Annotated in this window: 11 protein-coding genes; 5 read left to right on the forward strand and 6 right to left on the reverse strand. The window is 65.4% G+C overall.

Annotated features, from left to right (window positions below; genetic code table 11):
* Positions 1 to 98: 98 nt before the first annotated feature.
* Positions 99 to 1,595: a CoA-acylating methylmalonate-semialdehyde dehydrogenase gene (locus A3M7_RS0106025; RefSeq protein ID WP_027543112.1), complete on the reverse strand. Its 1,497-nt coding sequence runs from the start codon at positions 1,593 to 1,595 to the stop codon at positions 99 to 101.
* Between the two features lie 102 nt (positions 1,596 to 1,697).
* On the opposite strand from A3M7_RS0106025, the gene A3M7_RS0106030 reads away from it, so the two are divergent.
* Positions 1,698 to 2,621 (forward strand): LysR family transcriptional regulator, encoded by a 924-nt coding sequence (locus A3M7_RS0106030; protein ID WP_027543113.1) that lies wholly within the window; start codon positions 1,698 to 1,700, stop codon positions 2,619 to 2,621.
* Between the two features lie 96 nt (positions 2,622 to 2,717).
* Here A3M7_RS0106030 and A3M7_RS0106035 read toward each other — a convergent pair whose 3' ends face one another.
* Both A3M7_RS0106035 and A3M7_RS0106040 read right to left on the reverse strand, forming a co-directional pair.
* Complete coding sequence (locus A3M7_RS0106035) at positions 2,718 to 3,338, reverse strand: TetR/AcrR family transcriptional regulator (protein ID WP_027543114.1); 621 nt, start codon at positions 3,336 to 3,338, stop codon at positions 2,718 to 2,720.
* Positions 3,339 to 3,402: 64 nt separating this feature from the next.
* Entirely contained in the window at positions 3,403 to 3,936 is a 534-nt protein-coding gene (locus A3M7_RS0106040; RefSeq protein WP_027543115.1) for a PaaI family thioesterase, read from the reverse strand.
* Positions 3,937 to 4,089: 153 nt separating this feature from the next.
* Here A3M7_RS0106040 and A3M7_RS0106045 point away from each other — a divergent pair, with 153 nt between their 5' ends.
* From A3M7_RS0106045 to A3M7_RS0106055, 3 genes are all read left to right on the forward strand, one after another.
* Positions 4,090 to 4,860 (forward strand): enoyl-CoA hydratase, encoded by a 771-nt coding sequence (locus tag A3M7_RS0106045; protein WP_027543116.1) that lies wholly within the window; start codon positions 4,090 to 4,092, stop codon positions 4,858 to 4,860.
* A gap of 285 nt (positions 4,861 to 5,145) precedes the next feature.
* Positions 5,146 to 6,342, forward strand: a complete 1,197-nt coding sequence (locus A3M7_RS0106050; RefSeq protein WP_027543117.1) for an acetyl-CoA C-acyltransferase — start codon at positions 5,146 to 5,148, stop codon at positions 6,340 to 6,342.
* A gap of 112 nt (positions 6,343 to 6,454) precedes the next feature.
* Positions 6,455 to 7,750 (forward strand): MFS transporter, encoded by a 1,296-nt coding sequence (locus tag A3M7_RS0106055; RefSeq protein ID WP_027543118.1) that lies wholly within the window; start codon positions 6,455 to 6,457, stop codon positions 7,748 to 7,750.
* Positions 7,751 to 7,757: 7 nt separating this feature from the next.
* Here the strand turns inward: A3M7_RS0106055 and A3M7_RS0106060 are convergent, their stop codons facing one another.
* From A3M7_RS0106060 to A3M7_RS0106070, 3 genes are all read right to left on the reverse strand, one after another.
* Positions 7,758 to 9,161, reverse strand: a complete 1,404-nt coding sequence (locus A3M7_RS0106060; RefSeq protein ID WP_027543119.1) for a carbohydrate porin — start codon at positions 9,159 to 9,161, stop codon at positions 7,758 to 7,760.
* Between the two features lie 10 nt (positions 9,162 to 9,171).
* Entirely contained in the window at positions 9,172 to 10,188 is a 1,017-nt protein-coding gene (locus tag A3M7_RS0106065) for a transporter (protein WP_027543120.1), read from the reverse strand.
* A gap of 113 nt (positions 10,189 to 10,301) precedes the next feature.
* Positions 10,302 to 11,084: an acetoacetate decarboxylase gene (locus tag A3M7_RS0106070; RefSeq protein ID WP_027543121.1), complete on the reverse strand. Its 783-nt coding sequence runs from the start codon at positions 11,082 to 11,084 to the stop codon at positions 10,302 to 10,304.
* A 225-nt stretch (positions 11,085 to 11,309) separates the two neighbouring features.
* On the opposite strand from A3M7_RS0106070, the gene A3M7_RS0106075 reads away from it, so the two are divergent.
* Positions 11,310 to 12,485: a patatin-like phospholipase family protein gene (locus A3M7_RS0106075; protein ID WP_027543122.1), complete on the forward strand. Its 1,176-nt coding sequence runs from the start codon at positions 11,310 to 11,312 to the stop codon at positions 12,483 to 12,485.
* Positions 12,486 to 12,960: the final 475 nt, after the last annotated feature.

Raw genomic sequence — 12,960 nt, forward strand, 5'->3', positions numbered from 1 at the left:
GTCATTGCGAGGAGCGAAGCGACGAAGCAATCCAGTGTGTCCGAGGAGAAAGTCTGGATTGCTTCGCTACGCTCGCAATGACGGGCTGGGCTACAGCCTTACTTCATCAGCGGGATCGAGAACTCCGCGCCTTCCTTGACGCCGGACGGCCAGCGCGAGGTCACCGTCTTGGTCTTGGTGTAGAAGCGGACCGAGTCCGGGCCGTGCTGGTTGAGGTCGCCGAAGCCCGACTTCTTCCAGCCACCGAAGGTGTAATAGGCGATCGGCACCGGAATCGGCACGTTGATGCCGACCATGCCGACATTGACCTTGGCCGCGAAGTCGCGTGCGGCGTCGCCGTCGCGGGTGAAGATCGCAACGCCGTTGCCGTAGTCATGCTCGGACGGCAGCGCCAGCGCTTCCTTATAGTCGTGCGCACGCACGACCGAGAGCACGGGGCCAAAGATCTCTTCCTTGTAGATCCGCATGTCCTTGGTGACGTTGTCGAACAGCGAGCCACCGAGATAAAAGCCCTTCTCGTAGCCCTGCATCTTGAAGCCGCGGCCGTCGACGGCGAGCGTCGCGCCTTCCTTGATGCCGATGTCGATGTAGCCCTTGACCTTCTCCACGGCTTCGCGCGTCACCAGCGGGCCGTAATCGGCCGACGGATCGATCGAGGTGCCGATCTTCAGGGACTCGACGCGCGGGATCAGCTTTTCCATCAGGCGGTCGGCGGTGGACTTGCCGACGGGCACCGCGACCGACACGGCCATGCAGCGCTCGCCGGCCGAGCCGTAGCCCGCGCCGATCAGCGCATCGACCGCCTGGTCCATGTCGGCATCGGGCATGATGATGGCGTGGTTCTTGGCGCCGCCGAAGCACTGGCAGCGCTTGCCGGTCTGGGCGGCGCGCTCATAGATGTATTGCGCGATCGGCGTGGAGCCGACGAAGCCGACGGCCTTGATGTCGGGGTCGTCGAGGATGGCGTCGACCGCTTCCTTGTCGCCGTTGACGACGTTGAGGATGCCGGCCGGCAGGCCCGCCTCCATCATCAGTTCGGCAAGCAGCATCGGCACGCCGGGATCGCGCTCCGACGGCTTGAGGATGAAGGCATTGCCGCAGGCGATCGCGGGCGCGAACTTCCACATCGGAATCATCGCCGGGAAATTGAACGGCGTGATGCCGGCGACGACGCCGAGCGCCTGACGCATCGAATAGATGTCGATGCCGGGGCCGGCGCCCTCGGTGTACTCGCCCTTCATCAGGTGCGGAATGCCGCAGGCGAATTCCGCGACCTCGAGGCCGCGCTGGATGTCGCCCTTGGCGTCGGGAACCGTCTTGCCGTGCTCACGCGCCAGCAGCTCGGCAAGCTTGTCGTAGTCGCGCTGCACCAGCTCGACGAATTTCATCATGACGCGGGCGCGGCGCTGCGGGTTGGTCGCGGCCCATTCCGGCTGCGCGGCGCGGGCGTTCTCGACGGCAGCGCGGACCTCGGCCTTGGACGCCAGCGCCACCTTGGCCTGGACGTCACCGGTCATCGGCTCGAAGACGTCGGCGGTGCGGCCAGAGGTACCCTTGACCTCCTTGCCACCGATGAAATGTCCAATTGAACGCATGGAATGATCTCCTTGAAGCCGAGCCTGATCGCTTTGACAAATCCTATTGACCTGCATTTTATAGGATTCAAGTCTGATATATTGCACCATAGATGTGCGAAAATGCTGGATCAAGGTAGCATCGACTGGGACGACTTTCGCTTCGTGCTGGCCATCGTGCGGGGCGGCTCGGTTTCGGCTGCGGCAAAACAGCTCGGCGTCGACCATGCCACCGTGATCCGCCGCGTCGATCGGCTGGAAAAGCACCTCTCGGCAAAGCTGTTTGACAGGCGCAAGACCGGCTATCTCCTCACCGAGGCCGGTCAGCGCGTCGCCGACAGCGCCGAAGCAATGGAATCGACCATCGTCGCCAACCAGGAACAGGTCGGCGGCTCCGTGGCGCGGCTGACCGGAACGGTGCGGATCGGTGCGCCCGATGGCTTCGGCACCGCCTTCCTGGCGCCGCGGCTGGCGCCCTTCGCGGACCGGTATCCCGATCTCGACCTGCAACTTGTGGCAACCGCGCGGCTGTTCAGTCTCTCCAAGCGCGAGGCCGACATCGCGATCAGCCTGACCATGCCAAAGGAAGGCCGCATCGTCGGCCGCAAGCTGCTCGACTACCGCCTCGGGCTCTATGCCTCCCCCGCCTATCTCGACCGCTTCCCGACGATCGTCTCGCGCGAGGTGCTGCCGCAGCACCGCTTCGTCGGCTACATCGAGGAGCTCCTGTTCACGCCGGAACTCGATTATCTGCCACAGGTGTCGCCGCGGATTTCCGCCCGCTTCCGCAGCGCCAATCTGATCGCACAGCTCAACGCGACGCTCTCGGGCTTCGGCATCGCGGTGCTGCCGCATTTCATGGCGAGCGAATACCCGCAGCTTGTCGCGGTGCTGCCGGAGGAGATCTCGATCACCAGGACATTCTGGATGCTGATGCACGCCGACAGCAAGGATCTCGCCCGGATCAGGGCGGTGGCGGATTACATCGGCGAGATCGTGGAGCGCGAGCGGGCGTTGTTTGCGGGGCGGCAAGCACCGATCCCGTAGGGTGGGCAAAGCGAAGCGTGCCCACCATGCCAACTACGATCACGGAGAGATGGTGGGCACGGCGCAAGAGCGCCTTTGCCCACCCTACGGCGCCACCTAATTCTGCTTCGCCTTCTTCGCTGCCGCCACCTTCGGCTCACGCTTCGCGCCGTCCAGCGCGCTATCCCTGCCCGCCTTCAGCACCTCGTCCGACAGCTCGCTCGAGCCCGCGATGCGCGCCAGCAGCATGGTGCCGGCCATCGTCGCCAGCGTCGCGATCGCCTGCTTGCGCGCGGCCTTGCGCGGCAGGTTCGGGATGTAGTCGGTCATCATCTCGATCATCTCGTCGAGCTTGCCGGAAAAGGCTTTTCGCGTCTTCGGGCTCTCGCGGGCGATCTCTGCGCCCAGCGCAGGAATCGAGCAGCCATGGCCGGGATTGTCGCGGTGCAGCGCGGAGAGATAGGTCTCGGCGATCAGCGCCAGCCGCTTCTCGGGAGAGACCTCGCCACTGATCTTGCGCCAGTGCTCCATCGAGCGGTCCATGGCGTAGCCAAAGGCCTCGATCACCAGCGCCTCGCGGGAATCGAAATGCGCGTAGAAGCCGCCATGGGTCAGGCCCGCCTCCTTCATGAGGTCGGCGACGCCGATGCCGTGCGCACCCTTTTCGCGCAGCCGCACCGAGGCCTTCTTCACGATGCGGTCGTGGGTTTCCTGCTTGTGTTCCCGGGAATAGCGCATGCTGGTCTCATTGAATGTCGGAGATCATCTCATAACACAGAAATGGACCAGACGGTGGATTAATTCACGTTAAGGTATTACCGATCATGGAAAAGGTTGCAGTTGCATGGACTGCGAGCGCGCCCTTGCCGTCGCGGACGAAACCCTCGGTGTAACTGGTCTGCCGTCCGAGCTTAATGACCTTGCCTTCGGCCGAGATCAGCCCGGACCGGACCGACAGCGGGCGCAGGAACGTCATTTTCAGATCGAGGGTCACGGACGACTGCCCGGCCTCCAGCCGGGTCGAAATGGCGCATCCCATGGCGGTGTCGATCAGCGCCGCGGCCGTCGCGCCATGCAGGAGGCCAATGGTATTCTCGAGATCCTCGCGCGGCTCCAATTCCATCACGATCCGGCCCGGCTCGACCACCGCCGTGGTGAAGCCGATCAGCTTTGCGAAGGGCGGCGGCGGCAAGCGGCCGTCGCGAATGCCCAGCATGGCGTCGATACCCGACAGGCCCATCGCCGCTTTCGCGACCGGCGCAGGGACCTGCCAGTCCACCACACGCTCGCGACGCTGCGCGGGCGAAAACAGGTCGAGTTGATCGTTACAGGACATGGCGGCCTCTTTGTATGACAAACATCATACTATGCCACGAACTTCGCGCTGGCAACTCCGTCTCCCGGCCCGCTTGACAAGCAGCGCGTTTCGGCCCGGAAGTGATCCCGACCAGTGCGCCCGCGCACGTCCAACAAACGTCGAGATCCCACGATGGAAATGCTCAACAACCACTGCGGCGTGACGCGCGATGCGCGCGGCGTCGTCCACGTCGCGATCTGCAACGCCGGCTCGCTGAACATCCTCGGCTCGCCCGTGACCGACGCAGTGCGCGAAGGCCTGCAACATCTCGCCACCGACCGCAGCATCCGCGTCGTGGTGCTGCGCGGCCAAAGCGAGAAGAGCATGATCGGCGGCGCCGACATCAAGGAGATGGCCGGGCTCGACCAGACATCGGCCGAGGCCTTCATCAGCCGCCTGCGCGATCTCTGCGAGGCCGTGCGCCAGTTCCCCGCCCCCGTGATCGCGCGCATGCCCGGCTGGTGCCTCGGCGGCGGGCTCGAGGTGGCCGCCGCGTGCGACTTCCGGATCGCCGCGCATGATGCGCATTTCGGCATGCCGGAGGTACGCGTCGGCATCCCCTCGGTGATCCATGCCGCGCTGCTGCCACGCCTGATCGGTTGGGCCCGCGCGCGCTGGCTGGTGATGACCGCGGAGAACATCGACGCGCCGACGGCGCTCGCCTGGGGCCTGGTCGACAAGGTCGCCCCCGAAGGCGGGTTGGATGCAGCCGTCGAGCACACGGTGAAGGCGCTGCTCGAATGCGGCCCCGAGGCGTTGCGGTCGCAGAAGGCGCTGCTGCGGCAATGGGAGGAACTGCCGCTGACGGAGTCGGTGAATCTGAGCGTGAAGGTGTTCGGCGAGTCGTTCCTGACCGACGAGCCGACGCGGCTGATGCAGGCGTTCGTGGATCGGAAGCGGTAGCTGCCTCTGCATCAGCAGGCCGTAGCCACAACAAAGGTGTCATGCCCCGCGAAGGCGGGGCATCCAGTACGCCGCGGCTTCTCCGTATCCACGCGCCGCCTCTGGAATACTGGATCGCCCGCCTACGCGGGCGATGACAGCGGTGTGTGGAACCCCTCCTCCAATCGAACGACCAAATCTCATGCGAACCACAAGATTTTCTCATCCCAACCGCGGTTGCATTTTTTGAGCCGCATCATATGATGACTATAATCTTACTCAGCCGCCATCGCAGGGAGTCCCGTCATGGCCGAAGCCGCCGATCCCATCGTCATCGTCTCCGCCGCCCGCACCCCGCTCGGCCGCTTCATGGGCGAATTGTCGCCGCTCGCCGCGCATAAGCTCGGCTCGCATGTGATCGGCGCGGCGCTGGAGCGCGCAAACCTCGCGCCCGAAAAAGTTGACGAGGTCTTCATGGGCTGCGTGCTGCCGGCGGGACAAGGCCAGGCACCGGCGCGGCAGGCGGCGCGCGCCGCCGGCCTGCCTGACGCGACCGGCGCCACCACGGTCAACAAGGTCTGCGGCTCCGGCATGAAGGCGACCATGCTGGCGCACGACATCATCCGCGCCGGCTCGGCCGAGATCGTCGTCTCCGGCGGCATGGAGAGCATGAGCAATGCGCCCTATCTGCTCGCCAAGGCACGCGGCGGCTATCGCGCCGGCCACGACCGCATCATCGACCACATGATGATGGACGGGCTGGAGGACGCCTACGAGACCGGCCGCTCCATGGGCGATTTCGGCGAGGCCACTGCGGAGGCCTATCAGTTCACCCGCAAGGACCAGGACGCCTATGCGATGGAAACGCTGAGCCGCGCCCGCAAGGCGGTCGAGGGTGGCGCGTTCAAGGCCGAGATCGCGCCGATCACCCTGACCGAGAAGGCCGGTCCGCGCGTCGTCGCCAACGACGAGCATCCGCTGAAGGTCGATCCCGCCAAGATCCCAGGCCTGAAGCCGGCGTTCCGCGCCAACGGCACGATCACGCCGGCAGCTTCCTCCGCAAACGCCGACGGCGCCGCCGCGCTGGTGCTGACCAAGCGCTCGCTGGCCGATCGCAACGGCCTTCCGGCGCTTGCCGTGATCAAGGGCCACGCCACCCACAGCCAGGAGCCGCAATGGTTCACCACGGCGCCGATCCCGGCGATCCGCAAGCTGCTCGACAAGGTCGGCTGGACCGCCGGTGATGTCGATCTGTTCGAGATCAACGAGGCCTTCGCCGTGGTGGCGATGGCGGCGCAGCGCGATCTCGGCATTCCCCGCGACAAGCTGAACATCAATGGCGGCGCCTGCGCGCTCGGCCATCCGATCGGCGCCACCGGCGCGCGGCTGATCGTGACGCTGCTGCATGCGCTCGAGGCGCAGAACCTCAAGCGCGGCGTCGCTGCGCTCTGCATCGGTGGCGGCGAAGCCACGGCCATCGCGGTGGAGCGGCTGACGCACTAGCCGGCATGTCCGAAATTGAGGGAAGTCTGACATTTTAGACTTCCGACAAATATGCCAGATTAGAATGATGACGCGAGTCCCGGGAGGGACCGCCAACCATGATTGAGGCCCAATGATCTCGAACTGGCTCGCGGCAACACTCAGCCGCCGCAATATCCACTACGGCTGGGTGATGGTCGGCGTGACCTTCCTGGCCGCGCTGATCAGCGCCGGCACGGTCGGTGCGCCCGGCGTGTTCATCGTTCCCTTGCAAAAGGAGTTCGGCTGGAGCACGGCGGAGATCTCGTCCGCGCTGTCGATCCGCTTCATCCTGTTCGGGCTGATGGCGCCGTTCGCCGCCGCCCTGCTCAACCGCTACGGCCTGCGCAACGTCACGCTCACGGCGCAGCTGATCGTGGTCTCGGCGCTGGTCGCATCGCTCGGCATGACCGAGGTCTGGCAGCTCATCGCCCTGTGGGGCGTCGTGATCGGCATCGGCACCGGCATGACCGCGCTGGTGCTGGGGGCGACCATCGCCACACGCTGGTTCGCGGCGCGGCGCGGCCTCGTCGTCGGCATCATGACCGCGAGCGTCGCCACCGGCCAGCTTGTGTTCCTGCCGCTGCTCGCAAGCCTCACCGAACGCTTCGGCTGGCGGCTGGCGCTCGGCTTCGTCTGCATCATGCTCGGCGTATCCGCACTCGCAGTCCTGCTCGCGATGCGTGACCGTCCGAGCGACCTCGGCCTGCGCCCGTTCGGCGACGAGGGCAGCGAGCCCCTGCCCGCCCCGCCCGTCAACCACGGCTCGATCACGGCGGTGGCGCTCGGCACGCTGCGCGACGCCTCGAAGTCGAGCGCGTTCTGGATCCTGTTTGCGACCTTCTTCGTCTGCGGCGCCTCGACCAACGGCCTCGTCCAGGTCCACCTGATCCCGATGTGCCTCGATTTCGGCATCCCGCAGGTGCAGGCCGCAAGCCTGCTGGCTGCGATGGGCATCTTCGACTTCTTCGGCACCATCATGTCGGGCTGGCTGTCGGACCGTTACGACAATCGCTGGCTCCTGTTCTGGTACTACGGCCTGCGCGGGCTCTCGCTGATCTTCCTGCCCTTCAGTGACTTCTCGTTCTACGGCCTGTCGATCTTCGCGATGTTCTACGGGCTCGACTGGATCGCCACCGTGCCGCCGACGGTGCGCCTCACCGCGCAGAAGTTCGGCCCCGAGCGCGCCAATCTGGTGTTCGGCTGGATCTTCGCCGGGCATCAGCTCGGTGCCGGCACGGCCGCCTTTGGTGCGGGCCTGTCGCGAACGCTGCTCCAGAGCTACCTGCCGGCCTTCTTCATCGCCGGCGCGCTCTGCGTGTTTGCCTCGCTGATCGTGCTGGCGCTGTCGCGGCAGCCGAAGCCGAAGACGCAGGCCGCGATGGCGTAAGCCAACCCTAGTACCGGATCGTGGTGGTGACGCCGAAGACAGCGGCGTCACCGATCCGCGAAACGCCGCTCGGATCGTTCGGGTTCGGGATGCCGCCCGAGGGGCGGAACACGTACTGGAAATACGGCGCCACCAGCCAGCCCGGCTTGATATGCGCCTCGTAGATCATCTCGATCAGGGTCTCGTTGCTGCGCACCGGGCTCTGCACGCCGGTGAAGGCCTGTGTGTCGAGATCGAGATTGCGGGCGGTGTTCGAGATCCGCATATAGGCCATCGCCACGCCGAAGCGGTCAAGCGGACGGCCTGGGACAAACCCGACGAAGCCGATGCCGCCGTCCAGATAAAGATCGATCAGATTGCGGTCCGGCGGGCTGTAGGCGATGCGGCCGAAGGCGGTGACGCCCGGGATCGAAGCGGAGGTGGTGTTGTCCTTCACCTCCGGCGGGCGGTAGAGCACCTGCTCGATCACGGCGAAGATGCCGTAGTTGCCGCGAAGCTTGGCCGGAACGCCGCTTCCAGAGGGATCGGCGATCGAGAGCCCCTCCGCGGTAAAACGCTGGCTGTCGAACGAGCCATAATGCTTCCAGGCGCCCGGCGTGAAGTTGCCGGCGCGCGGACGGCCGCCGATATCGATGTCGTAGCTGAAACGGACCTGCCCGATCACCCATGGCGGATCGTTGACGCGGAACGCGAGGCCGTGATGGTCGCGAATCTGCGGATCGGCGTCGCCCGGGCCGGACGGATCGCCGTTGAACACCGCGCCATAGGCGGTGATCTGGTCCGACAGCGCGGCCTTGACGCGAATGCCGGGCACCGCGATCGGCGGTGCCGGGCCGCCGGCCGGGAGGTTGGAGGCCTTGATCGCCGGCCAGCCGAAGGTGCCGTTGATGAAGAGGTCGTCGGTCTGGCTGTCGAAGAACTCGACATCCGCGGCCTGCTGGCCGGCCCTGATGTTCAGCCTGTCGCCAAAGAAGCTCTGCTCGAAATAGGCGTTGTAGAGCCGCCGGTCCGGCAGCGCCTCGATCTCGCTGATGGTGGCGAGGTTCTGCACGTAGTTGCGCGAGAGCCCCCGGCCGTAGATCACGAAGGCGTTGGCGTAGAAGCGTCCCCCCGTCCAGCCGACCAGCTTGTCCAGATCAGCATCGACCGAGAGATCGAGGCGACCGAAATGGATGGCGCCGCGCGCGACCCCGCCCGAGACGTTGCCGATGTTGTCGGCGATATAGGTGGCGCCGAAATTCAGGCCCTTGTTGGCGAGCCCGTCATGCCACTCGTTGAACCATTTTGGCGCCAGCCATACGGCCGCGCTTTCGTCCTTGGCGCCGGCGAATGTGCTCGTGCTGGCCAAGGCGCACACCAGCGCAATTGCAGCCACGCTTCGCAGCGGAGATCTGTCGGCAGTGTCGTTCACGGCTGGTGCGCTACTTGAAAATGCCCGTGCGCCGCATGAACAAATAGGCGGCACCGACCGACGAGGCCATCAGCGCCGCCGCCCAGAAAAATCCGCTCTCCACGTCGGTGAGCGGCAGGCCCTTGGTGTTCATGCCGAAGATGCCGGTGATCAGCGTCGGCGGCAGTAGCAGGGAGGTCACGATGGAGAGCGTGTGGAGGTGGCGGTTGCTCTCCTCCTCGTTCTTGAAGCGCAGCTCCTCCTCGAGCAGGCGGCTGCGCTCGCGCAGCTCGACGATGTCGTGATCGAGGCCATCGAGCCGCTGCGCCAGCTTGCCGGCGTGGATCCGCAAGCCCGGCGACAGGTGATCGGTGTTCTTCTGGTCGAGCCGGTGAAACAGCACGCGCAGGCCGGTGAGCTGACGATGCAGCCTGACGCAGGTGCGGCGCAACCGGCCGAGGGTGCGGCGCATCTCTGGCCTCGCCTCGTCGGCGAGGATGCGCTCCTCGATGCCGTCGATCTCCTGCCCAAGCTTGTCGGCCATCCTGTCGAGCGTGTCGGCAACCTCGTCGACGATCTTTTCCAGGAGGTGGGCGACGTTGTCGACGCGGTAGCCGCCTTCGAGCACCCGGCGCGTCGCATCCGCCGAGCACAGCGCCTGATGGCGGCCGCTGACCAGCAGGTGCTCGGTCATGGCGAAGCGCAGGAACGCGGTCTCTTCCGTGGCGCTGTCGATGTCGCGCACGAGGTCGGAGAACACGCCGTAGACGCAGTGGTCGATGACATGGAGCTGCTGGAACGTGTCGTTCGACAGCAGCAGTTCGCGCGCAAGCGGCGGCAGCTGTGAGGCCGCAATCCACGGCCGCGCCCGCGCGTCGGTCAGGTTGAAATGCAGCCAGAGCCGGCCGTCATGGCTGAACTCGATCGGCCGGTCGATCGGCAGCGCCTCGGCGCTGCCGTCGCTGTGCAGGCGGAACGCCCAGACCAGGCCCGGAATGGCAGGCTCAGACCCCGATATCGCGCTGACAAGCTTTGCCGGCTCAGCCATGGTCGCCCCAACCGTCAACACATGCCCCGTCTCCGGAAGATGGCTGACGGCATCTTCCGGACCCACGCGGGTACTCAATTACGCCTCTGTTACAGTTTGATGATGGCGCCGCCCTATTCCGCGGCCAGCCCCGTCGCGGCCGCCGCCTCGGCCTCCCTGATGTAGTCGTGCACGACGCGGCCGAACGGCAGCGTCAGATCGGCGATGTAGTGATGCGCGCCGACGACGCGGCGAACCGGGAAATCGGCAACCGGCGCATTGACGTGCGGCACAAGGTGAAGACGTCCGGGCCCCATCCAGGAGCCCTTCGGCACGATATCGGTGAGGTTGATCGCGACGAGCTGGCAGACTTCGAGACGGCCGTCGACGCCCGGGATCATCTTCAGATTCACCTGCGTCTTCGACAGCGTGGCGCGGGTGAGATCGCCGTTGCCGACCATGCTCTCGTGCTTGTAGCCCATCGTGCCCATGGCGACGAGCTGGCCGGCATATTCCAGCGTCCCCGTCAGCGTGTCCTTGACGATCTCGAGTTTGGGATGGGCGTATTTCTTGGGAAAGCCCCAGATCTCGCGGCCCGCGGCGATCGGCGGATCGTCGTCGAGATACATCTGCGAAACGAAGTTGACCTCCTCGCCATGCAGGCGCGCCGGGATGACGAGCCCGGACTCGGTGTAGCTGCCGAAGCCGGAGGAGTCCGGCATCCTGATCCATTCGTAATGCACGATCGGCTGGTCGATCGGCTCCAGCGGCTCGGGCAGGCCGGCGCGGATCAGGTCCGGATCGGTCTCGTAGGTGATGACGAGGAATTCGCGGTTGACGAAGCGATAGGGACCGGCCGGATAGCTCGGTCCAGCGGCCGGCATGGACGGAAGTCTCAGCACGTCTTCCCTGCGCATCGCTGGTCTCCTCATGTCTGTGATGCCTGCCCGGCAGCGTCGGGCGGTGATGCAGATTGCTAGCGGCCGTCATTGACCGCGATGTGAAGGATTTCCGTCAGGCGCACGACCCGCGGCCATTCCCGTTGCGATTGACCTGCATGCAGACGATGCATCGGGCGCCACCCTTGTCATCACGCCGTCACCGCAGGACGCAATCGTTCGGCGAAGGCAGGAGGCATCGCCATGGACGCCCGCACGTCGCAACCGAGCTATCAGACCCATCAGCCTCCCGCGCGGGGCTGGCGGCCCGAGCGCTGCGACCGCGTCGCGCTGGTGCTGCAAGGCGGCGGCGCGCTTGGCGCCTACCAGGCCGGCGTCTATCAGGCGCTGCACGAGGCCGGCATCGAGCCGGACTGGGTCTGCGGCGTATCGATCGGCGCGATCAACTCCGCCATCATCGCCGGCAACCGGCCGGAGAAGCGGCTCGATGCGCTGCGCGTCTTCTGGGAGCGCATCACCAACCGCAAGGTCTGGCACTATACCCCGGATGGCGACGTCTTCCGCCAGTGGCGCAACCTCACCAGCGCGTGGATGACGTCAGCCATGGGCCAGCCCGGCTTCTTCACCCCGCACCAGGTCAATCCCTGGTTCAGCCCGATCGGCGCCAGGACGGCGACGAGCTATTACGACACGACGCCGCTGCGCGAGAGCCTGCGCGAGCTCGTCGACTTCGATCTCATCAACGAGAAGAAGGTCCGCTTCGCCGTCGGCGCGGTGAACGTGCTCTCCGGCAACTTCATCTATTTCGACAACGCCCATGACGAGATCGGGCCGGAGCACATCATGGCCTCCGGCGCCCTGCCCCCGGCGCTGCCGATGGTGCGGATCGGCACCGATCATTTCTGGGACGGCGGCATCGTCTCCAACACCCCGCTCCAGCATCTGCTCGACCAGGAGGACGCGCTCAATTCGCTGGTATTCCAGGTCGACCTGTTCAGCGCCCGCGGCGTGCTGCCACGCTCGATCCAGGACGTGATGGCCCGCCACAAGGACATCATGTATTCCTCGCGCACGCGCCACAACACCGACGTCTATCGCCGCACGCACAATCTCAAGGTCGTGCTCTACAAGGCCCTGGCGAAGCTGCCGGAGGAGCAACTCTCCGACGAGGAGCGCAATCTCAAGGCCAGCCTCTGCCATATGCCCGAGATCGCCATCCTGCACTTGATCTACCAGCAGAAGGCTTATGAGGGCGACGCCAAGGACCACGAATTCTCGGGCACCTCGATGCGCGAGCACTGGGCGAGCGGCTTCGAGGACACCAAGCGCACGCTGAAGCGGCGCGACTGGATCAAGATGCCCGAGCAAGGCATGGGGCTGGTGGTGCACGACGTGCATCGGGAGACGGAGAGCGCGTAGCGCGGCGACGCTCGCGGCAAGCCTTCCGCAAAGCACTCGAAAACAACCCCATGCAATGTAGCCGATGGCCGGCGGCAGATGCCTCCTGCATCTGCAAAACCATTTGGCACGTTGGGCAAAACAGCGGCATCACGCCATCCTGCCGCAACCGTACGATGCTCAATGAAGGATGCTTCGCAGGGTATCGGCTGACCACGCAATCCCCTGCACGAGAGTCAATTCGGCTGCACCACATTGCGACGCGAACGGACGTGTCGCGGCTTGCCTTCGTAGCTGACACGAACTCTTCTGCCGAGGTCGGCGCCGCTCCCTGCTCGACCGCCCGACGTGCACGAAGATGTCAGCGCCGATATCCTTCAATCGGATGACGGCGTCGGATCGTGACTTTGATAATGAGTCACCACTGAGCGGCCATGAATTTAGCGGCGACAGGTTCCGCCTCACCAACAGCGAGTGACGAGACGATTTCGCCTGG

This window comes from Bradyrhizobium sp. WSM2254 (assembly GCF_000472645.1).
GTDB lineage: Bacteria > Pseudomonadota > Alphaproteobacteria > Rhizobiales > Xanthobacteraceae > Bradyrhizobium > Bradyrhizobium niftali.

What these genes read in the sequence shown, in the direction of transcription:
- A3M7_RS0106025 (WP_027543112.1), bottom strand. Translation starts at nt 1,595, where the DNA reads ATGCGTTCAATTGGACATTTCATCGGTGGCAAGGAGGTCAAGGGTACC.
- A3M7_RS0106030 (WP_027543113.1), top strand. Translation starts at nt 1,698, where the DNA reads ATGCTGGATCAAGGTAGCATCGACTGGGACGACTTTCGCTTCGTGCTG.
- A3M7_RS0106035 (WP_027543114.1), bottom strand. Translation starts at nt 3,338, where the DNA reads ATGCGCTATTCCCGGGAACACAAGCAGGAAACCCACGACCGCATCGTG.
- A3M7_RS0106040 (WP_027543115.1), bottom strand. Translation starts at nt 3,936, where the DNA reads ATGTCCTGTAACGATCAACTCGACCTGTTTTCGCCCGCGCAGCGTCGC.
- A3M7_RS0106045 (WP_027543116.1), top strand. Translation starts at nt 4,090, where the DNA reads ATGGAAATGCTCAACAACCACTGCGGCGTGACGCGCGATGCGCGCGGC.
- A3M7_RS0106050 (WP_027543117.1), top strand. Translation starts at nt 5,146, where the DNA reads ATGGCCGAAGCCGCCGATCCCATCGTCATCGTCTCCGCCGCCCGCACC.
- A3M7_RS0106055 (WP_027543118.1), top strand. Translation starts at nt 6,455, where the DNA reads ATGATCTCGAACTGGCTCGCGGCAACACTCAGCCGCCGCAATATCCAC.
- A3M7_RS0106065 (WP_027543120.1), bottom strand. Translation starts at nt 10,188, where the DNA reads ATGGCTGAGCCGGCAAAGCTTGTCAGCGCGATATCGGGGTCTGAGCCT.
- A3M7_RS0106070 (WP_027543121.1), bottom strand. Translation starts at nt 11,084, where the DNA reads ATGCGCAGGGAAGACGTGCTGAGACTTCCGTCCATGCCGGCCGCTGGA.
- A3M7_RS0106075 (WP_027543122.1), top strand. Translation starts at nt 11,310, where the DNA reads ATGGACGCCCGCACGTCGCAACCGAGCTATCAGACCCATCAGCCTCCC.